Source organism: Archangium sp., assembly GCF_057119385.1.
This window is the reverse complement of the sequence record NZ_DBNGVP010000135.1, coordinates 10,307-29,949: the sequence shown is the minus strand read 5'-3', so window position 1 is coordinate 29,949 and position 19,643 is coordinate 10,307. Positions and strand designations below refer to the sequence as shown.

Genomic DNA, 19,643 nt, shown 5'->3' with positions numbered 1-19,643 from the left:
TCAGCGCACACCGGGATGGGTGAGCTGGGGGATGTCCTCGTCCATGACCTCGAAGGCGGCGACCTTGTCGCGAGGGGCGCGGATGAGGCGCTCGCCGAGGGGGACGACGTCGAAGCGGGCGCCGATCACCGCGAGCGTCTTGCCGGTGATGAGCACCTGGCCGGGCATGCCGGTGGCGGCGAGCCACGAGGCGATGTTGACGCCCTCGCCCACGGCGGAGAAGGAGGGGCGGGACTCGGGGCCCACGAAGCCGGCCAGGACGCGGGCGGTGTTGATGCCGATGCGCAGCTCGCAGCGCTCCTCCACGGGGCGGCGGGCCATGTGGCGATCCCAATCCTCGCGCAGGGCGAGCGCGGCCCGCACGGCGCGCACGGCATCGTCCGGCTTGGAGGCGGAAGTGCCGAAATGGGCGCGCAGCGACTCGCCGAAGAAGGTCTCCAGGACGCCCTCGAAGCTGAAGACGAGCCCGCCCAGACGCGCGTGGAAGTCGTTGAGCAGCTCGTTGGCGCGCGCGGCGCCGAGCTTCGTGCTCAGCGCGCCGAAGCCGACGAGCTCGGCGTGGACGATGGTGAGGTTGCGCTCCTCCAACCCGGGCAGCTTGCCGCCGGTGCGCTGGGCCTCGGCCGCGCGCCGCTCGGCCACCTCGGGCCCGAGGAAGCGCTCCAGGTGGTGGCGCAGCGGAGGCGCGCCGCTGCCCGAGGCGGCGGAGAACTTCTGCACGCCGGAGGCCACCAGGTGCGCCACGGCGGTGCAGGTGTCGAGCATGATCTCCAGCTCGGTGTCGTTCTTCGCGGAGGTGTTGACGTAGAGGACGCCGGAGAAGGGGGGCTCGAGCCCGATGGGGATGCAGAGCACCCGGTCCACGCCATAGAGGATGACGCTCTCGCGGCCGGCGAAGCGGCGGTCGTCGCGCACGTCACCCACCACGAGCGCGCGGCCCTCGCCGAGGGCCTGCTCGATGATGCCATCGGAGACGGGCACCTCGCCCTTGGCGAGCTTGCCGCGGTGGCGCACGGCGGCGGGCACGAAGACGCCGGTGGGGTGGCGCAACAGCACCACGGCGGTGGTGGCGTCGATGCGCTCGAGCACCCGGTCCATGGTGGCCTCGAGGAAGGCCGTCAGGGTGGCGGAGGTGGCGAGCGCCTCGGCGGTGTGGAAGAGGAGGAGGAGCGTCTCGTAGGCGCCGCGGGGAGCCTGGGGAGCCACGGGCGCGATGGGGGCGGCGGTGGCGGGAGCGCCGTCGAAGGGGCTGGAGAAGTTGTCGAGCGCCCGCAGCAGGTCCACGTTCTTGATGTTCTTGGCGAGGATGACGGAGGGCCCCACGTCCTCGCCGTGGCCGAAGCGGCGCACCCCACCGGCGCCCAGGTCCACCATCTCGGTGGCGGCGTTCTCCACCTGGTTGGGCTGCCGCACCGAGAGTGTGTTCTCCCCCAGGGAGATGGTGTCGCCGGGGTGCAGGTCGATGCTGCCCTGCAGGGGCGTACCATTGACGCGGCTGCCGTTGCGGCTGCCGAGATCCTCGATGCGCAGGCTGTCCCCATCGGCCACGAGCCGGGCATGCCGGCGCGAGACGAGATCACCGCCGAGGACGATGTCGTTCTCATCCGCGCGGCCGAGGTGCGTGACGCCCTCGGGAAGCTCGTAGGCAGTGTCGAAGTAACCCGGGCCGTTGATGATGATCTGCCACATCGCGGCGGGGAGATTACACGACCCGGCCGATCCATTCGCCTGGAGGCGGCGATTGATACCCGGAGTCAAATCCGCCCCAGGGTGGGGTCACGCCGTCAGCGGGGCCGGTGGATCCACACCGAGTCATCCACCCGCGCCACCCGGAAGCTCTGCAAGGGACGGGTGGCGGGACCGAGCAGGACCCGGCCATCCTCGCCGAAGCGCGAGCCGTGGCAGGGGCACTCCAGGAGAGCCTGCCCGGGCACGTGGGTGACGTGGCAGTCACCATGGGTGCAGATGTGCCAGACGGCGGAGAAGCAGCCCGACGCGGTGTGGATGACCACCACGTCGAGCAGGGCCTCGGGGACGCGCACCACCGCCGAGCCCCCCAGCTTCCTCAGCGCCGGGTACTCGGTGAGCTTCACCTCCACCCAGCCCTCCTCGGGACGGCCGGGGGTGACGCCGCAGTCCTCGGCGTCGGAGAACGAGAGCACGGTGGCCTCCCGCCACTCGGGACCACAGCCGGTACAGAGCGCGGCGAGGGCACAGGTGCCGTGCAGCAGCGAGCCGAGCACGGTGCGCCGGTCCATTCCGGGGGTCTCGGGAGGCGGGGGCGTGGGCATCACTTCCACTCGCAGAGGGGAGAGCCGTTCACCACCGCGACGGCGTCCAGGTCGAAACCGCCGGAGGTGAAGCCGTAGCCATTCAGCCCGCTGTCCCGGATGCGGATGAAGCGGGCCCGGGCCACACCGAGCGTGGACAGGTCGAAGCCGTCGCCCCCCGCCACGGACGGGTCCGTGGGGCTGATGCCGTTGTCCGGCGTGGAGAACACGTGCTTCACGCCCGCGCAGCCGGGGTAGCCGTGGGCCGCATCCGCGGGGTCACAGGAGAACTCCCGCCACGTCTGGCCGTCCTCGCTCACCGCCACGAAGGCCGTCTCCGCGTAGCCGCCGAAGGGGTTCTCGAAGACGAGCAGGTCCACGCCGGGACCGTCCACCACGCCGAGGTCGGTGAGCTCGAGGACGATCTCCCCCCGCTCGCCGAGCGAGAGCACGTCCAGCGAGCCCATGCCGGAACCGCCGCCGCGGGGCGGTCCGAGCACGATGGTGGGGTAGCCGTCCTGGCCGAAGCCGGCGGAGTCGCCGGGCGTGAAGGAGACCACCTTGTCGGCGAACGGGTTGTTCTCACTCGCGCAGGCCACCGGGGCCACGGGGTCCTCCTTCTCCTCCTCGGAGGGAGCCCCGCAGCCCGCGGCGAGCAGGCACATGACGAGACAGGCGCGCCAGCGCGCCAGGGTGCCGTGCATCCTCATGGCGCTCAGCGCTGCTGCAGACGGACGAGCCGGCGGCCGCTCTTGTCCTTCACGCCGACGAGCAGATCCTCACCCATGGGAGCCATCACCACCACGTTGGTGCAGGTGTTGCTGGTGGTGAGCACCGGCGTGAGGTCACCCGCGGTCACGGTGCTGGGGGTGATGCCACCCAGCGTGAGCTCGATGCGCGAGACCTCCTTCGTGGCCGTGAAGGTACCGCGGTGCAGGGCCACGCCCTTGCCGAAGCCCGCGACGCCCTGGAGATCGTTCTTCCCGTAGATCTCGATCGCGTTGGGGTTGGTGAGCGAGAAGGCCGTCCCGCCCGTGATGGCCGGCGAGTAGACCGCGGGAGCCACGGCGGTCAGGTAGTTGAGGGTGTCCCACGGATCCGGGGTCGAGGTATCGGAGGTCGCGTATCCGAGCACGGCCACGTTGTCGCTCGTGACGGCCGAGTAGCCGCTGAAGGCACCCGAGACCGGGAAGGTCGCCAGCTTCGAGCCCTGGAAGGGCCTGGTGTCCGTCCGCAACGCGTAGATGGCGGTGTCACTCCCGGTCACGCCCTCGATGCCCACGCCGTTGATGAGGAAGGCGCCGGGGACGGCCGCGGCGGAGAAGTTGCCGGCGGCGGAGACGTAGCGGGTGTCGGCCGGAGTGACCGTGTCGTAGAGGAGAACCTTGCCGGGGAAGCCGGCCTCGCCCTTGGTGTAGCCGGTCAGCAGCCGGGTGCCGTCGTTGGCGAGGAACCCGCTCGGGAACGCGCCCATGTCCGCCTCGGGGATGATGGCCTGGAGGGGCGTCGTGCTGGAGGCGATGGCCGGCCAGGTACCGAGCGCGTAGAGGCTGTCGTCGGCGCCATTGAAGCCGTACAGCTTGAAGTCGCTGCCACTGCGCACGGCCGTCACCGCGCCGATGCCATCGGGGAGCGTCACGGACTCGGCGGCGACGAAGCCCGTCTGGAGTTGCAGCGTGCCGAGCTTCGCGTCATGCGGCAGGTCCGCGCACGTGACGCCCGCGTCGGTGCCGGCATCCGTGCCAGCATCCGTACCCGCGTCGGTGCCCGCGTCCGTCCCGGCATCATTGCCGGCATCGGTGCCCGCGTCGGCGATGTCCCGCTGCACGCAGCGGTTGTCCACGCACTCGTAGCGCTTGCCCTCGGCGGGAGCGCCCTGCTTGTTCGCGCAGTCGGTCTGGTCGACGCACTCCTCTTCGCAGCCCGTGACCAGCAACCCCAGCGACAACGCACCCATCACCACCACGAAGCGGCCGAACCGCCCCGAGCCCATCGTTCCCGTCTTCATTCGCGTCCTGCTCCTCGCCCCCTCGGGCGGAATGCCTGCGCGAGGAGCGGAAGCGGGATGCGGACCGGACACGGCCTGACGAGGACGCACACGGCGGCGCACCCGCTGCCTCCCCTCGGAGGCCTCGGTGTTGTCCGTGCCACCGGCACGGGTCCTCGGCAGGTTTTCGGACTTACGGGCAGTGTGGCCTCGCGCGGAGGACACCTCGCCTACTGGCCGTCGCTTCCCAGCCCTCGGGAGAGGACCAGTGCATCCTGACGGTTTTCGTTCCCGTTCACCGCTGCGGGGCAGTCCCGGACTCGCACCGGATTCCCTCGAGTCCCCACCGGCAGGTGGAGGAACCGAAGACGGTGGGCGGGATATGGCGGCGGGGCATCCCTTGTCAACTGCGAGTACCGCGGGCGCGATTGACAAAACCGCCTGCCCCCAATACCGCTCGCGCAGGGAGGTCCCTTGCCGCAGCGTCCGCCGCTCTTCGTCCTTCGTGCTTCTCCAACGTGGATTACCCTGCTCGTCACGTGGTCGCTCCTCGGTGACGAGGTCCGGGCGCAGGCCCCCGTCGCGCAGACCACCGTCGTGCAGGCGCCCATCGGAGGCCAGCTCCTGCTCCTTCCCAACCGGGTCGTCTGCGGCCCGGCGTCGGAGGGCTGGACGGTGGGCGAGGATTCACGCTCCGTCCGCCCGCCCCGGGCTGGCAGTGGACGCGTGGGCCAGCCGGTGACGCTCCAGGTGGCACCCGCCGCGAGCGGCTGCACGGGCCCGCAGGAGACACTCACGCTCGTGGCGACAGGCGCCTTCCCCGAGGTCGAGCCGGCGAGCGTGCTGCTGGCCGCGGACGAGGGGCGGCTCGAGCTGCGCGGGCGGGGACTGGCGGGAGCGCAGGTGTTCTGGCCGGGCCCCAATCGCGACGAGCGGATGGAGCACGAGGCCTGTCTCGACACCGGGCCCTCGGAGACTCCGCAACCGTGCGTGTTGCCGGTGCGCCGTGGTGTGCCGGCGAACGTGCCGCTCTTCCTGCTGCCAGCGGGGGCGCGCTTCGGAGAGGGCGTCCTCACGTTCAACGCCTCGGGCCGGCGGCTCGAGTCCTCGGAGCTGCAGTTGAGCCCGAGCCGCGTCCTCCTGTCCTCGGTGCTGCCGGGAGTGCCCGCCCTGGATCTCTCCACGGGAGAAGGGCGTCTGGCGCTGCCGCACCCCGAGGCCATCGCGTCCGTCGACTGTGGCCCCGCCCGCTGCGAGCTGAACGAGGGCGGAATCTCCGTGCGCGCCGTACCGGGCCTCGTCTCGAGTCTGGGCCTCCGGGTGCGCCTGGTGCCCCGGGTGTTCGTCTCGAAAGGAGAAGCACTCGAGACCACCGCCTCCGCGGTGCTGCAGCTGCTGCACTGTCCGGTGGAGCTCGTGTCGGGGCCGCCGCTGAGGAGCGCGGAGGACATGCGGGTGGTGGTGCGGGTGGACCCGCGCTGCGCGGCCGAGGCGCGCTCCTTCTACTGGCGCGCCAACGGCGAGCCCGTCGACGTGGCCCAGGTGGTCCGGGAGGAAGAGGCGGCCTTCGTGCTGCTGCGGGTGGGACGCCTGGGCGCGGACCGGCTGACCCTCACGGCCACCCGCTCCGAGGTGGACCCGACCGTGATCGCCACCACCGCGGCGGACACCGTCACGGCCCCCTACCCTCGCGCGAGCCTCCAGCTTCCCGGTTTCGGCAAGATCGACTTCATCCCCACCAACCGGGAGGCGGAGCTCTCGGTGGCGTCTCCGGGGGAGCGCACGAGGCTCGTGCCGCTGCCCGTCGAGGGGGCCTACTCGGTGCGGACCGAGCAGGGACGCTTCCGGGTGCGCGGCGATGAGAACAACAGCGGCTTCGTCCCGCTGCGCTTCGGCTACCGCTTCGAGGGGTTGCCACAGGCCCTGCGCGCGGTGGACCTCGCCGTCGTGTACGAGCGGACCCAGCGGGCGCTCCGGGAGGCCTCGGTGCCCGCGCCGCTCGGCGCGTCGGCCGAGTCCGAGGAGCCGATCATCGAGTTCCTGTGCGCCGACAAGGAGGGGAACCCCCAGCGCATCCAGCCCGGCAAGCCGGCACGCATCCCCTTCGAGGCGCGCGACAGCTGCCGGATCATCATCCACCGGGAGCGGCTGCGGCCCGAGGATGGCCTGCAGGAGATCATCCTCGAGGTGGACGTCACCACCGCCGGTGGCACCTCGCGAGAAGCCGCGCGGGTGAACGAGCGCATGGTGCTCCAGCCCGGCGGCGAGCCCCGGACGTTCTGGCTCAAGAACGTGCTGGAGCAGTTCGATCGCATCGTCGTGCGCGTCAGCCACGTGGTGGACGAGTCGCGCTACCTGCTGGCGGCTCCATCGTCCCGGGCCAGCCTGCCCTCGGTGCAGTGGTCGGCGACCGTCGAGGGCTCGCGGCTGCGCCTGTACGCCACCGCCACCATCCCCAGCGGCCTCTACCGGCTGAATCAGCCGACGGGGCAGCTCACGCTGAACTTCGGCCTGCTGTCCCGGCTCACGTTGTTGGATGAGCAGGGCAAGGAGGGGCTGTTCGGACTGGAGCTGGGGTTGATGGGCGTGGGGCTCGTGCAGACGGGAGGCCTGCTGAACGACTATCCCCCCACGCTGGCCGCCGTCGCGGGACTGGGCATCCGCGTTCCCCTGGGTGGGGGCACCGCGGGCGGACAGGCCGCCTTGAGCATCCACGTCTGGGGAGCCTACGAGTTCCGCGAGGCCTACTTCACCAGGCCCACGGATGGCACACCGGGCAAGGAAGTGGGCCGCTGGGCGCTCATCTTCGGGCCCAGCATCTCGCTGGGAAACATCGGCATGAATCTCTGAGTACCGCGGGCGGGAGTCGAACCCGCAACCTCTGCGTTCTGAATGCAGCGCCTCTACCAGGTTGGGCTACCGCGGCATGTGCTTCCACTGCTGGGACTGCGAAGAGCGGCCGGCGGGATTCGAACCCGCGTACACCTGAGTGGCGCTCAGGGGCCTCGTGCCTCTCGGCCACGGCCGCGTGTGTTGCTGGAGCGCTCCTGCAGGGAATCGAACCCTGTTCACACGGTAGACGGCCGTGCTGCGATCCAATCGCATCCAAGAGCTTGTGTTGCGTGTACCCCGTACGGGAGTCGAACCCGTCTTTCCGCATTGAGAGCGCGGTGTCCTCGCCGATAGACGAACAGGGCAGGAGAACGGGACCCGGAAAGACAAGAGGCCGGGTCCCTTTCTGGGAGCCCGGCCTCCGAGTCCCACGCCTCGTCTGGGACGAGGTCGCGGAAGCTTCAGAGTCCGGGCGATAGACCCCGCTCCAACTCCAGGCCGGGGAGGTCCAGGGCGGCATCCAGACCGGGACGCGTCAGCGCGTCGATGCCAGCGTCAGTGTCGTTGAGGTGCTTGAGGTTCATCGGGCTGTTCGTCGTCACCGTCGTCATGGTCACCGCTCCTTTCATCGAGAAAAGACGCGGCGGAAATCCGTTCCTGACAACGCCCATGCACGCGGGGACATGGCGGAGCCCGCCTGCCCCTCAGCCCGCGGTGAGCCGTCCGCTGCGGTACAGGAGCGCCAGGAACAACGGTCCGCCGAGCAGCGCGGTGACGGCGCCCACGGGAATGCCCTGGTTGAACACGGGGTAGAGCAGCCGCGCCAGCAGGTCCGCGAGCGTGAGGAACACCGCGCCCCCGATGGCCGAGAGCGGAACGAGGAGGCGCTGGTCGGGCCCGAGGATGAGCCGGAGCAGGTGGGGCACGACGAGCCCCACGAAGCCGACGAGCCCCGCGAGCGTCACGACCCCCGCCACGCTGGCGCTCGCCGCGAGGAGCAACCACCGCCGCGTCCGGGCCACGGGCACGCCGAGCGAGGCCGCGTCCTCATCCCCCAGGGTCAGCAGGTTGAGCCGCCCCGAGAGCGCGATCATCACCCCGATGGCCACGGCCTGGAGCAGCGCGGACAGGACGATGGTCCCGGGCTGCTCCGTGCCGAGGTCCCCGGCGAGCCAGGAGAGGATCGCATCCAGCCTGTCACGGCCGGCGAGGGTCTTGATGAGGGTGATGGCCGCGGCGGCGAAGGTGTTGAAGATGACGCCCGTGAGGAGCACGGCATGGGGCGCACGGCCCCCGTGCCCACGGCTGATGGCGAGCACGAGGACCATGGACGCCACGGCACCGAGAAAGGCGAACAGGGCGGGCGCGGAGAGGCGCGCCAGTCCGCCCGTGAGCCCCGGGGCCACCTCCTCCACGTGAGCCAGACCCAGGGCGAGGGCCAGGGTGGCTCCGAGCGCCGCGCCTCCCGAGACACCGAGGATGAAGGGATCCGCCAGGGGATTGCGCAGCACGCCCTGGAGCGTGGAGCCGGAGGCGGCGAGCCCCGCCCCCACGATGGACGCCAGCAGCACATGGGGCAGCCGGACGGACCAGACGACATGGCTGTCCGTGGAACCGGGGTGGAGGAAGGCCTTCAAGAGGGACGCGGGCCATTCCCCGTAGGTGACGGCCGGCATGTACGAGACGAGCAGCAGGACGAGGAACGCACCGCACAGCCCGAGCACCCGGGCGGGAGTGAACCCCTTTCTCGCGATGTGACGGTGGCCCATGCCTCGTCCTCCACGCTCAGCGCGGGGTGCCCGCATCCGGCTTCGCCGCTGGATGCAGCAGCTCGAACAGCTCATCCAGCCCGCGCCCCAGCGAGGGCCCCGGCTGTAGCAGCGCCATGGACGGTACCTCGACCCACCGGGCCTGGGAGATCAACGGGAGCGAGGCCACCTTGTCCTTGCCCACGTCCACATCCGCGGCATCCACCACCACGTCCGGCCGCGAGCCCACCGCATGCTCGAGCGAATAGGTGGCGTACGCCGAGCCCGCATGGGCGGCGACGTTGATGGCTCCCGCATCGCGCAACAGCTCGTCCGCGAAGGAGCCCGGCCCGGCGACGACGAGCGGCTCGAAGCCGTAGACGAACAGGACGCGAGGCGCCTTGAAGCCCTTGGCCCGCTCACGGATGCGGGCCCGGGTGGACTCGATGCCCTGGACGAGAGCCTCGGCCTCCTTCTGCTTCCCCAGCGCCTTGCCCACCGCACGCATCGCCGCCAGGGTGTCCGCGACGGTATGGAGCGGCAGCAGCAGGATGGGCACCCCCACCCGGGCCATCGTCTCCACCGCGCGCTGATTGCCAGGTCCCGGCTGGACGAGCACGAGGTCCGGCTCGAGGCCCACCACCCGCTCGATGGAGGGGTTCACGAACCCTCCCACGCGGGGAAGGCCGGCCACCTCCTTCGCCTCATCGAAGCTCGAGACGCCCACCAGCGTGCTCCCGGCGCCCAGGGCAATCACCGTCTCCGTGAGCGAGGGAACGAGCGTCACCACGCGCTTCACCTTCTCGGGAGGCTTGGGGCCCAGGAAGCGGGGCCCTCCCTGGGGAGGAGCCGCGTGCACGGCGGTGACGAGGCACAGCGCGGCGAGCAGGACGAAGGGAGCGAGTCGGGTCTTCATGGGGAGGCTCAAGGAATCGCGACGACATCACCGACGAGGGAGGGCCCACGGCTGCGCGGGCAGGCGAGGATGGGGGGCTCGGCACCGGGGCCCAGCCCGCGCCGCTCCACGAGCGAGTCGTCCACCACCTCGACGACGAAGACGCGGCCCGCGTTGTTGTCGCCCACGTAGGCGCGGCTGCCCACCACGGAGAAACGGCCGGCGGAGGGCAGCGGGCACGACGTCGCCTCCGGGCACCGCAGCGCGAGTGAGGCCACCACGCGGCCGTCCGTGCCGAGCAACACCAGGCCCGTGCCCTGCACGTCGATGAGGTTGAAGTTGCGGTCATAGGTCGCCGCGCCGCCGCAGCTCACGAGCAGCCGCTCGCCCACGGGAGCGAGCCAGAACGGGTTGAGGCAGCCCGTGCCGAGCTCGACGAGCTCCACCGCGCCGCTGCCGGGGTCGATGCGGGCCAGAAACCCGGGGCCTCCGACGGAGTAGTCCCGGGGATCCAGGTTGCCGAGCGCGGCATACACCCGGCCCTGGTGCACGGCGATGCCCGCGGGCGTGGGCACGGTGGTGCGGCCCGGGAAGGGCTTCAGGGCCTCGCCCGTGGGCAATTGGAAGGTGCCCGTAATGGTGGGCGCGGTGGGATCCGCCACCGAGACCCGGACCACCTTGCCGCCCGCGGATGCGTCCGTCTGCAGGTTGCCCAGCAGCGTGACGTACGCGTCCGAGCCCTCCAGCACGAAGCCATACGGGTTGGTGTTCGCGCCGAAGTTCACACTGCCCACGTCGGTGAGCGGGATGCCATCGGGGGAGCGAGGGCCGCGCCGGAGCACCTGCAGCGTGTTGCTCGTGGAGTTGAGGACGAAGACGTAGGGCTCGCGCACGAGGAGGTGGTTGGGAACCAGACCGGTGGCGTTCCAGGCGGGCAGCTCGCCGTAGTCGGAGAGCCGGGCCTGACGCAGCCGCATGGACGCATCCAGCACCAGCAGCACGTCCTGCATGCGCGCGACGGTCTGGGGACTGGTCCCCACCGCCACCGAGGGCCCCTTCACGTCCGGCCCGGCCTGGATGCCCACCACCTGCCCGGTGTTGAAGCACGCGGCGATGACGTCATAGGTGCAGGTGCCGCCCCGGCAGCTCCGCGAGTCCGCGCACACGGTGCCGCAAGCGCCGCAGTGGAAGGCATCCGTGTCCAGGTCCACGCACGAGCGGTCACAGCGCTCCGAGGACGCCAGGGTGCAGGCGGCCTTGCACTGCCCCTGCTCGCACACATGGTCCGGAGCGCAGGCCGTGCCGCCCTCGCCCGCGCAACCGCCACAGTGGGCCGGGTCCGACGTGGTGACGACGCACTCGCCTCCGCACAACGTGGCGCCCGAGCGGCACTGACAGCCCCCCTCGACACACACCTCGGTGGAGGAGCAGACCACGCCACAGGCCCCACAATGGGCCGCGGTGCCGGAAAGGTCCACGCACGTCTCACCGCAGCGGGTCTGTCCCTCGGGGCACAGAGCCCCTTCGTCCGGGCACCCCATCAGACACAGGGACAGTGTCACCAGGAGCAGCGCCGTGTATGCCCCCTCTCCCCCTGGGAGAGGGCTGGGGTGAGGGTCGTTCCTGATCATGGGATCTCCGTCCCGGAGAAAGCCCCGGACACCGACAGGTAGACAGCGCGTCCGGGGAGCGGATAGCCAACGAAGTCCTCGGCACGCGCGTCGAAGAGGTTCTTCACCTCGCACGAAACCGTGAGCTCCGGACGCGAGCCGAGGGTGCTGGACACTCCCGCATGCACGAAGGCGCGCCCCGGCAGCGACATCGAGCCATCCCGGGTGAGGGCATGGGCCGACTGCGCCACCACCTCCACGCGCCCGGTGAGCCACCGGGGTCCCCCCATCACCCGCGCCGCCAGCTTGTGCCGGGGCCGGTAGGGCAGCTCGCGCAGGTAGAAGCGCTCGTCCCGCCGCAGGTCGCTCGACACGGTGAGCGTGTAGCTGAAGGTACCGGAGAGCAGCGGATGCGGACGCCACTCGCCCTCGGCCTCGAGCCCCAGCACCCGCGCGTTGGCGAAGTTGTACGGCCGGGCCGCGCCGGGCGGATAGGCCTCGTAGGAGATGAGGTCCTCGTAGAGGCTCGCGAAGCCGCCCACCGAGGCGAAGGACTCGTCCGAGCGGTGCACCACCGCCGCGTCCGCGTACAGGGCGCTCTCGGGGCGCAGGTCCGGGTTGGGCAGCAGCGTGCCCTGGCGCACGTACAGCTCCAGGAAGGAGGGCGCGCGATGGGCCCGGCCGGCGTTGGCGCGCAGCTCGAAGTCCGCGGGCAGCTCCACGGTGACGCCCACCTTCGGAGACAGCAGCGTGTACGGGCCCGCGCGATCCACGCGCAGCGAGGGCGCGACGGTGAGCTGCCCATCCCACAGCAGCACCTCGTCCATGGCCATCACGCTCGCGCGCAGCCACGCCGGGTCTCCCCCAGCGGCCTCGTTCGTGTCCGCGGCGGTCACGGACTCACCGCCCACGCTCACCAGCGCGGACAGCGCGTGCCACCCGCCCAGCCGCACCTGTCCCTCCAGCTCCACCCCACCCAACTGCTGCACCTGCGGCTCCGGCTGGCTCCAGAGTCCTCCCGCCAGCGAGATCCGGTCCCGGCGGTAGTACGCGCGCGCGTTCGTCCGCACGCCGCCCGGCAGCGAGCCCATCACCCGCAGGCTCGCCGAGCCGCGTCCTCCCGACTGCCGCGCGTCCGTGCTCGGGTTCTGCGCGGTGCCCGCGAGGCCCCGCTCGTCGAAGGACAGCTCCCCCAACAGGTCCGCGGAGAAACCCCCGCCCAGCTCGCGCCGCAACCGCAGCAGGCCCCCTGCCCCATGCGCGTCATTGTTGGTGCGCCGCTGCTCCACGAGCGCATCACCGGGCAGCGTGGGGCTTGGATCAAAGAGGTACGGGAAGCGCCCGCTGGAGGTGCCTCCGTGGACGAGCACCAGCGCCTCGCCGCCCGCGAGCGGCCCCGAGGCCGACAGCCACCCGAGCGCCGTGTCCCAGCTCCCGTACGAGAGCTCACCCGCCACGCGCGCGTCCTTGCCGGGACGGCGGGTGATGATGTTGACGACACCGCCCAGTCCTCCCGAGCCGTAGCGTGCGCCCGCGCCACCGCGCAGCACCTCGAAGCGCTCGGCCATCGCCGCGGGCACGCGCGACAGGTCCGCGATGCCACCGGGCCCATTGAGGGGAATCCCATCGAGCAGCACCAGCGTCGCGTTGGAGGACGCGCCCCGCACCACGAGGCTCTTGCTCTGCCCGTAGCCGCCCACGTCCTGCAGCGTGACGCCCGGCGCCGTGGACAGCATCGCCGCGGTGTCCCGGGCCGCGCCGCCGAACTCGTCCACGCGGATGACGGTGAGGGCACCGCTCGGATCCCTCCGCGACGCGGAGTCCGGGGGCGCGGGGGCCTCGGCCGTCTCCACCACCTGCACGGTGGGCACGCGGAAGGGCTCGCCCTCGGGCGCATCCGGGGCCGGTGCGGCCGGAGTCTCCTGGGGAGGCGGCGCCTGCTGCGCGAGCGCGGTACCACTCGTGATGAGCGCCAGGCAGAGCCACCGCCCGGCGAGGTGCGACCGCCGCATGTCCCCGCCTTCCGCTCTCTCCGTCGAAGAGAGAAGGCCAACGCGGGCAGCTCGCGCCCACACCCCTGGGCAGGTCTCCTGGCTGTCGGACTCTGGCCGAGACGCACGCCGCGTCTCCCAGAAGGGCTCCTCCACCGAGGACCCCTGCCCTGACCTCAGGGCTGCCCGATCACAGTGGCGGGACCGCGCCGGACTCGCACCGGCTTCCCTCTTGAAGGCCCGGCATGGGCACCCAAGGGCAGGCCCTTCCTAGGGGCTCAACCCCCGCGCGTCAAGCCACCGTCGGTGACGTGCGCCGCCGCCCGGGCCCCGCGCGAGTGGCGCGCCAGCCAGTCGAGGATGAACTGATTGAAGGCCGAGAAGTCGACGAAGGTGGCCAGCACGTCCCCGAAGCGCAGCGAGGCCCGGTCGAACAGCGGCGTGGGCCGCCCGGGAATCAACAGCGTGCCGTTGTGCCACGTGCCGTTGTGGCTGCCGTCATCGGCGACGTACCAGACGCCCGTGTGCTTCTCCTCGCTGAAGGTGGCGTGCACCCGCGAGACCGTGGGGTCCTCGACGATGATGTCGTTGTCCGGTGTACGCCCCAACGTGATGCCCGGCACCGGCGTGGTGATGCCCTGTGGGCGCTTGCGCACCTCGAGCACGAGCGGCTCGGCCAGCGTGGGCCGGCGCAACGAGAGGCCCGTCAGGGTGCTTCGGGTGAAGAGGGGACGCACTCCCGCGGGAGGCGCCTCCCACACGAGCACCGGCCAGCGCACGGCGTGTCGCACCGAGTGCGGGTCATCGAGGAACTGAGAAGCGAGGGCGGAGAACTTCAGATGCACGGGACTGCCCTCCAGCACACGAGGGGGTAGTGCAGAGGGTGTGCATGGAGGGTGAGCCAGGCCAGTCCCCCCGGGGGTGGTGAGGGTGGGGAGGACAGTGGCGTTGGAGGTGCTCAGCGGGAGGAGTCGAGCAGTTCACGCACCCGCTTCGCGAGGAAGCCGCGAGAGCGGGGCCCACTGGCAGCGGCGACGAGGTGGCCCCGTGCGTCGATAAAGACGGTGGAAGGCACCTCGCGCACGGAGAGCGGTCCGAGCACCTCACCCGTGGCGAGGGCGACCTGGCCCTGGAGGTTCCACTCGGAGAGGGCGCGGCGCACGAGCGCCTCGTCCTGCTCGAGCGAGAGCAGGAGGAAGCCGACACCCTGGGGCTCGAATTCGTTCCGGACGGCTTCCAGCTCGGGAAACTCCCGAGCACAGGAGTGTCACCTGGGGACCCAGAGGTGGATGACCCAGGGCTTGCCGAGGAGCTGCTCGGAGCCGAGCAGTGGACCGCCGAGCAACCGCACCTGGAAGTCCGCGGGCAGGGGCCGGCGAGGCTTGTCGTAGGGCTCGCACGCGCCCGCGAGGAACGCGAGGGCCACGATGACGAGGAAGAACGAGCGAGGCACGGGGTGAGGATAACACGCGCCCCGGGCGGCCCCTCACCCGCCGGGCCCGTGCCCATCCCCCGTGCCGGACACCTCGCGCGGAAATGAACGCCCCCGTGGCTCACCCTCCGAGGGAAGCCCCGCTGGCACGGCAGCTGCTCTGCGCAGCGGACAACCGCGCCTGGCGAGGCGGCCTCGCTTTGCCGGGGACCGGGCCAGGGCGAAAGTGCCCGAGCACACGTCATTCATCCCGGAACCACGTTGCCGAGATGCCTAGTGCCGCCAGAATCCGCTCTGGCGTTCGCTCTCCCTTGATTTCGGTGACTCTCGGCAGAGACGAAGAGTCACGGGGGGGTTGCGCATATTGCCCAATGCACTCGCCTCCTCGGAGAATGTTGACAACGAACATATCCAGGCTTGGAGAGGCAATCACTCCATACGCGGTCGCAATGGGAATCCGTTCAGACACGGTAACATCAGCGAACCCTATATCGCCGGTTCCGCTAGCAATGAGGAGCCCTCGCGGCGTGTCTTCAAACCGGTACTCCTCTGGAGCGAGTGGCTCGCCCGCATCCTCTTCGAGCACTCGGTGGGCCTCCTGTGCTCGGACGCCTTCGACCAATGCGACATGCCGCAACGGTTGCTGCGGGGGCAAGTCCGAACGCACCTCGCTCTCTGGCAGCGGACAGCCGAGAGACGCCGCCAGGGCCTCCGGAGCGACGTCCTCCACCTCTCCCGCACCGTTTCGAAAAGACATGACCAGCCACGGATCGGTGGCCCGATTGATTGAGTACACGGGCTCATCGAATTGGAGAGACAGATCCTCGGCGATCTGCAACTCGGCGCCCACGTCGCTGGGGTCTGCACCCACAATGGCATGGTAACGACCACTGCCCGAAATGACCTCGAAGGACGGCTCGTCTTCGTCCGCATCCACCATCAAGGCGTCGAGGACGTGGCTCTCAAGCCGTGCGGGCTCGCCTGGAGTCAGGACGGCCCAGAGAGGCCACTTGCTCATGGCGCACCTCCGAACAATCTTTCTGGCAGCTTGAGTGCCGCCCGCAGCTGCTTCGTCTTCTCCAGCATGAGCGCTTCCTCGATGTGTATGAGCGTCGTGCCTCGTGCGTTTTTAACCAGGAAGGCCTCCAACTTCGCCCGGGTTGGTCCGCTCAACCCATCTGTGCTGACGAGGAATGGCGTCCCTCTAGGAGCCTTCGCTGCGTCCTTGAGTTGGTCGAGTAGGCGCTGGAGTTGGTCGCTCAGCGCCTGCTGCCCTTTGTTGAGCGTCTTCGCACGCTGCTTGGACGTCCAGGCGTCGAGCGCCGTTCGCCACCGCTTGTCGTTCCAGCCTTTGACTTCTACCCCGTGTTGACGTCGCAGGCGGTCCATCGAAGTCAACTCTCGATCGATGATGTGCCCCCCGTCCAAAGGCACCTGCCGCCCGGTCAACCGGAAGCCCGGGAAAAGCTTCTGCGCATTGCGCTCCGTCAATAGTTCAGCAGCGATGCCTCGGAGTTGCTCACGTGCCTGCAGTTGCTTCACCCAGTTCCCCGGCTCCGCCGCTGCCTGTTGAAAAAGCCGCCACGGCGTCCTCGTGTCCCTGGCCATGCCGTTGAGATCCTCCAAGGCCAACCCCGCCGAGCGCAGCCAACCCAGGTCCACGCTGCGCCTGCGCGCTTTTCTCGCCAGCTCAAGCACTGCCTCGGCTTCGAGTTCCGAGTGCCCGACAAGCCACTCGGCCTCCTTCAGAAAGGCAAGCGGCGCCTGGAGGCTCCGCGCTCCCGAGCACCTCAGCAATTCCGCCAGGGCCGGTTTCGCCGCACCGCGCGTGGAGGTGCGTAGCGAGTCCACAGCAATGAGGTATGCCTTGGCCTTATCGGCCGGCAGGGCCGCAGCGCGCCGTACCACGGCGCTGTAGGCGCTTGCCATCTCCTGGCTTTCCGACGCCAGCAGGCGCAACGCTTCCAGCGTTTTCTCCGCCTCCTCGGCTGCCAGCCCCGCGCTGCGAATGCCGCCGAGGGCCCGTGCGGCGTCCATCTCCCCACGTATGGCGAAGAAGGCCTGTTTGAAGGCCTCGGCGCCGCCTGGAAGGGAAAACCGCAGTCCGTCGGGTGTCGCAACGGCCTTGCCCTCGGCGAGCATCCGCTCCAGCGTCTTCACCAGGGCCTTGATGGACTCCACCGACTCGCGCAGTCCGGACGAGGCCGGGGCGCCAGCCGCGCTCAACGCCAGTCCTCCCCGGTGTACCAACTCGCGACCTATGCCCGAGGTGGCCAGCTTGTAGATGTCCCTGCCCGCTAGCGCCACCATGGCCAGGTCATGCACCGCGAGGAAGGCCCGTCCCTCTGGCGTGCGCGACAGCTCGTCCCGGTACGTGTCCACCACCGCCAGGGCCGCCACCAGCGAGAGCCGCCTCGCGAACAGGCGCACCGCCGCTCCGCGTGCAGCCGTCAGCGTGCCGCCTTGCGCAGCAGTGGCTGGCGCTCCTGTCAACAGCGGCGCCCGCGAGAGCGCCGACAAGGCGCCGTACACCATCCGCATCTCGATGATACGGCCAATCGCCGACCAGATGACCGAATCGTCTGGTGTGGCGGCGACCAGGGCCAGTTCCACGGCCGTCATCAAGTGCGTGCGCGGTCGTGGCCCATGAACTTCCACCCGTACCCACTCCAGCGGGTGCAGGGCTCGGCTGCGCGGCGCCTCGTCCACCGAGGACAGGTAGCGGGCCTGGAATTGCTGCCGCACCGGCTGGAAGTACAGGGCCATGCGCCTCGAGGGCCCCACCGCTTCTCCAGGCAGAGCAGGTTCGGCTCCCAGCCGCACTCCCTGCTGCACCTCCCACGCTTCCGGCGCCACCAACACCGTGGACACCAGCCCATGGGGGACGTTGAGCAGGTGCGTCGTCTCGCCGTCTCGCCCCAGGTGGAAGGTGGGCAGGGACTCGAGGAGGTCCAGCACGAGGGGAAACGAGGCGAGCGCCTTCTGGGTGAATGCCTGTCCCAGCAGCACCTTGCTGCCCGGCGCGTTACTGCCGAGCAGCGTCTCCAGCGCCCCACTCGAAGTCAGCTTGCGCTCCAGAGGGGGGAATTCCCCGTCAGGCGTGGACAGCAGCACACGCGTCAGCAGGTGCACTGCGTCCTCCCTCATGTCCGAGGTAAGCGCAGGGCCCCCGAGGAGGGTGGTGAAGACGCCCAGGCGCTCGTCCGGGGTGAGCAGGGAGAGCACGTCATGGTCGAGTGCGAGGAGAGGTTGGGGCTCCTGAGAGGTCGCCGTGGCGATGGCCGTCTGGAGAATCTCCCGACGCAGAGCCGCCAACTCGCCCGTACCGGGTAGCCCCGGCCGCCACTCTTCCGGACGGATGAGAAGCGTCCCCGGGTAGTACCAATAGGCGTTGCCCTCGGGATGCTCGAGCGGCTGGGCGGCTTCGGCGGTAGTGTTGAATTCGGCGCCGTAACCCCGCCAGCGTCCATCCTCCCCGAGGACGATGACGCGCGGGCTTCCACGAGGAGCGTTGCGCACGCGCAGTTCCGCACGCTCCAAGGACGTCTCTTCGGTGAGCAGCAGCAGGGTGCGCACCTGGACACTGGAGCCATCGGCGAAATAGAAGCGGCCCACCACGCTGCCCGGGGCGAGAACGGGAGAGCCATCCGTGACGCTGTAGCTCGCCTTGAAGCGTCTGGAGCGCAGCGCGATGGCCTTCTGCAAGGGCTCAGCAGCCTCTCCAAGGATGTGCTCGCGCTGCGACTCGTCCCTCAGAAGTTCCAGCGCCTGGAGGTAGCGATCGAAGTAGCTCTGCCCGGTCCCGTCTGGAATGTCCGAGCGTTGAGCCCAGCGCAGGCCGCGTTCCACCAGCGCGGTGGCCCCAGCCCTGTCTAGAGGGGCCGCGGAGAGCTGGGAGCGGCTCCACGCGACATCCGCCTCCCACTGCGCATCCAGCGCACGGCGCATGGTGGCGAGCAACTCCGGCACGAGCGCTGGCGGGTGGCGCACGCGCACGCAGACCTGGAGGCCATCCACAGCGCTGGACGGAGGCTCACGGGGCTCGATGTCGAAAGCACCCGCCGCTGCGGCATCCCCGAAGAGGCGCGAGGCTATTTCCTCACGCGAGGCGTACCCGGGAACCCAGAGCAGCTCGGGCCGAGCCAGGTCCGCCTGAACGGGGAAGGGGGCCTCCTGTTGCGAGAGAAGAGCTGTCGCGCCGTCTTCCCCGTCCTCCGGCGCCGTCTCAACCTGCTCGTCCTCCAGCCACTCGAGCGGGATTTCCTCCAGGGGTGGAAGGCGCCAGGTGCGCACCAGCGCGGGCTTGCCGGTGTACTTCCAGTCCCACTCATAAGTGAGTGTGAGCAGTTCTCCGGCACCCACTCCCTCTGGAACGTCAACCGCCACCTCCTGCCGCCCGCTCTCGCGGTTGATTACCCTTGGCAAATAGCCGGACGGGTAGGTGTCGAGCGGCTCCACTTGCAGCACGAGTTCCTCGTCAAGACGAAGTGTGGCGGCGGCGATGACCTCAGCGCCCGCCACCACCACCAAACGGCCCGGGTCCACCACACGCAGGGAGAGAGAGTCCCCCTGCCACTCTTCCAGACGGGGGCTGAGCGCTGCCACTTGCAGATGCGCCTTGGCAGAGAGTGTCAACCTCACGCGTCTTGAGTCGTCGGCCAACGCGCTCGTGCTGGCCGCAAGGCAGCTCGCGAGCAGGAGTGCCTGGAAGCTTCGCCCGCCCAGGCATGAGCGCACCATATTCGCAGGACCAGCAGACACGTCGCACCTCCTGTGTTTTCCAGGTCCCTGGCGGATATCCGGGCTTTCAGGAAACCACGACAGGGGTGCCTGGTCCACAGCGAGCGTTCACCGCCTCGGAGAGTCCGGGCGGTGGTC

General features: G+C 70.1%; 15 protein-coding genes, 3 tRNA genes and 2 riboswitches. Of the genes, 1 reads left to right on the top strand and 17 read right to left on the bottom strand.

Annotated elements, in window-relative coordinates; all coding sequences use genetic code 11:
• The 4 genes from AC16DP_RS33005 to AC16DP_RS32990 form a co-directional block, all read right to left on the bottom strand.
• A complete protein-coding gene (locus AC16DP_RS33005; protein WP_329734343.1) occupies positions 1-1,689 on the bottom strand; it encodes an adenylate/guanylate cyclase domain-containing protein in 1,689 nt (562 codons plus the stop codon).
• Between the two features lie 95 nt (positions 1,690-1,784).
• Complete coding sequence (locus tag AC16DP_RS33000) at positions 1,785-2,258, bottom strand: QcrA and Rieske domain-containing protein (protein WP_329734344.1); 474 nt, start codon at positions 2,256-2,258, stop codon at positions 1,785-1,787.
• A gap of 32 nt (positions 2,259-2,290) precedes the next feature.
• Complete coding sequence (locus AC16DP_RS32995; protein ID WP_329734345.1) at positions 2,291-2,980, bottom strand: cell surface protein; 690 nt, start codon at positions 2,978-2,980, stop codon at positions 2,291-2,293.
• 5 nt (positions 2,981-2,985) lie between these two features.
• Positions 2,986-4,278, bottom strand: coding sequence for a hypothetical protein (locus AC16DP_RS32990; protein ID WP_329734346.1), 1,293 nt, complete (start codon positions 4,276-4,278; stop codon positions 2,986-2,988).
• A gap of 140 nt (positions 4,279-4,418) precedes the next feature.
• Positions 4,419-4,639: riboswitch (cobalamin riboswitch) on the bottom strand.
• A 92-nt stretch (positions 4,640-4,731) separates the two neighbouring features.
• Here AC16DP_RS32990 and AC16DP_RS32985 point away from each other — a divergent pair.
• Positions 4,732-7,107: a hypothetical protein gene (locus AC16DP_RS32985; RefSeq protein WP_329734347.1), complete on the top strand. Its 2,376-nt coding sequence runs from the start codon at positions 4,732-4,734 to the stop codon at positions 7,105-7,107.
• A gap of 1 nt (position 7,108) precedes the next feature.
• Here the strand turns inward: AC16DP_RS32985 and AC16DP_RS32980 are convergent.
• From AC16DP_RS32980 to AC16DP_RS32920, 13 genes are all read right to left on the bottom strand, one after another.
• Positions 7,109-7,183 (bottom strand) — tRNA-Leu (locus tag AC16DP_RS32980).
• 28 nt (positions 7,184-7,211) lie between these two features.
• Positions 7,212-7,285, bottom strand: a tRNA-Gly gene (locus AC16DP_RS32975).
• Between the two features lie 97 nt (positions 7,286-7,382).
• Positions 7,383-7,454, bottom strand: a tRNA-Glu gene (locus AC16DP_RS32970).
• Between the two features lie 96 nt (positions 7,455-7,550).
• Positions 7,551-7,700, bottom strand: a complete 150-nt coding sequence (locus AC16DP_RS32965) for a hypothetical protein (RefSeq protein ID WP_329734348.1) — start codon at positions 7,698-7,700, stop codon at positions 7,551-7,553.
• A gap of 93 nt (positions 7,701-7,793) precedes the next feature.
• Positions 7,794-8,858: a FecCD family ABC transporter permease gene (locus AC16DP_RS32960; protein ID WP_329734349.1), complete on the bottom strand. Its 1,065-nt coding sequence runs from the start codon at positions 8,856-8,858 to the stop codon at positions 7,794-7,796.
• 16 nt (positions 8,859-8,874) lie between these two features.
• Entirely contained in the window at positions 8,875-9,753 is an 879-nt protein-coding gene (locus tag AC16DP_RS32955) for an ABC transporter substrate-binding protein (protein ID WP_329734350.1), read from the bottom strand.
• 8 nt (positions 9,754-9,761) lie between these two features.
• A complete protein-coding gene (locus tag AC16DP_RS32950) occupies positions 9,762-11,363 on the bottom strand; it encodes an MXAN_6577-like cysteine-rich protein (protein ID WP_329734351.1) in 1,602 nt (533 codons plus the stop codon).
• Complete coding sequence (locus tag AC16DP_RS32945) at positions 11,360-13,354, bottom strand: TonB-dependent receptor plug domain-containing protein (RefSeq protein ID WP_329734352.1); 1,995 nt, start codon at positions 13,352-13,354, stop codon at positions 11,360-11,362. Before AC16DP_RS32945 ends, AC16DP_RS32950 begins: the two co-directional genes overlap by 4 nt.
• Before the next feature lie 51 nt (positions 13,355-13,405).
• Positions 13,406-13,605, bottom strand: a riboswitch (cobalamin riboswitch).
• Between the two features lie 6 nt (positions 13,606-13,611).
• A complete protein-coding gene (locus AC16DP_RS32940) occupies positions 13,612-14,178 on the bottom strand; it encodes an FHA domain-containing protein (protein WP_329734353.1) in 567 nt (188 codons plus the stop codon).
• A gap of 113 nt (positions 14,179-14,291) precedes the next feature.
• Positions 14,292-14,495, bottom strand: a complete 204-nt coding sequence (locus tag AC16DP_RS32935; protein WP_329734354.1) for a TlpA family protein disulfide reductase — start codon at positions 14,493-14,495, stop codon at positions 14,292-14,294.
• Positions 14,496-14,600: 105 nt separating this feature from the next.
• Positions 14,601-14,786 (bottom strand): hypothetical protein, encoded by a 186-nt coding sequence (locus tag AC16DP_RS32930; protein WP_329734355.1) that lies wholly within the window; start codon positions 14,784-14,786, stop codon positions 14,601-14,603.
• Positions 14,787-15,006: 220 nt separating this feature from the next.
• Complete coding sequence (locus tag AC16DP_RS32925; RefSeq protein ID WP_329734356.1) at positions 15,007-15,783, bottom strand: hypothetical protein; 777 nt, start codon at positions 15,781-15,783, stop codon at positions 15,007-15,009.
• On the bottom strand, positions 15,780-19,604 hold the full coding sequence (locus AC16DP_RS32920; RefSeq protein ID WP_329734357.1) for a hypothetical protein: 3,825 nt from the start codon (positions 19,602-19,604) through the stop codon (positions 15,780-15,782). Before AC16DP_RS32920 ends, AC16DP_RS32925 begins: the two co-directional genes overlap by 4 nt.
• Between the last annotated feature and the right edge of the window lie 39 nt (positions 19,605-19,643).

Excerpts from the sequence above, each read along its gene's own strand:
- AC16DP_RS32965 (WP_329734348.1), bottom strand. The coding sequence starts at position 7,700 with ATGACGACGGTGACGACGAACAGCCCGATGAACCTCAAGCACCTCAAC.
- AC16DP_RS32960 (WP_329734349.1), bottom strand. The coding sequence starts at position 8,858 with ATGGGCCACCGTCACATCGCGAGAAAGGGGTTCACTCCCGCCCGGGTG.
- AC16DP_RS32925 (WP_329734356.1), bottom strand. The coding sequence starts at position 15,783 with ATGAGCAAGTGGCCTCTCTGGGCCGTCCTGACTCCAGGCGAGCCCGCA.
- AC16DP_RS32955 (WP_329734350.1), bottom strand. The coding sequence starts at position 9,753 with ATGAAGACCCGACTCGCTCCCTTCGTCCTGCTCGCCGCGCTGTGCCTC.
- AC16DP_RS32950 (WP_329734351.1), bottom strand. The coding sequence starts at position 11,363 with ATGATCAGGAACGACCCTCACCCCAGCCCTCTCCCAGGGGGAGAGGGG.
- AC16DP_RS32945 (WP_329734352.1), bottom strand. The coding sequence starts at position 13,354 with ATGCGGCGGTCGCACCTCGCCGGGCGGTGGCTCTGCCTGGCGCTCATC.
- AC16DP_RS32995 (WP_329734345.1), bottom strand. The coding sequence starts at position 2,980 with ATGAGGATGCACGGCACCCTGGCGCGCTGGCGCGCCTGTCTCGTCATG.
- AC16DP_RS33005 (WP_329734343.1), bottom strand. The coding sequence starts at position 1,689 with ATGTGGCAGATCATCATCAACGGCCCGGGTTACTTCGACACTGCCTAC.
- AC16DP_RS33000 (WP_329734344.1), bottom strand. The coding sequence starts at position 2,258 with ATGGACCGGCGCACCGTGCTCGGCTCGCTGCTGCACGGCACCTGTGCC.
- AC16DP_RS32990 (WP_329734346.1), bottom strand. The coding sequence starts at position 4,278 with ATGAAGACGGGAACGATGGGCTCGGGGCGGTTCGGCCGCTTCGTGGTG.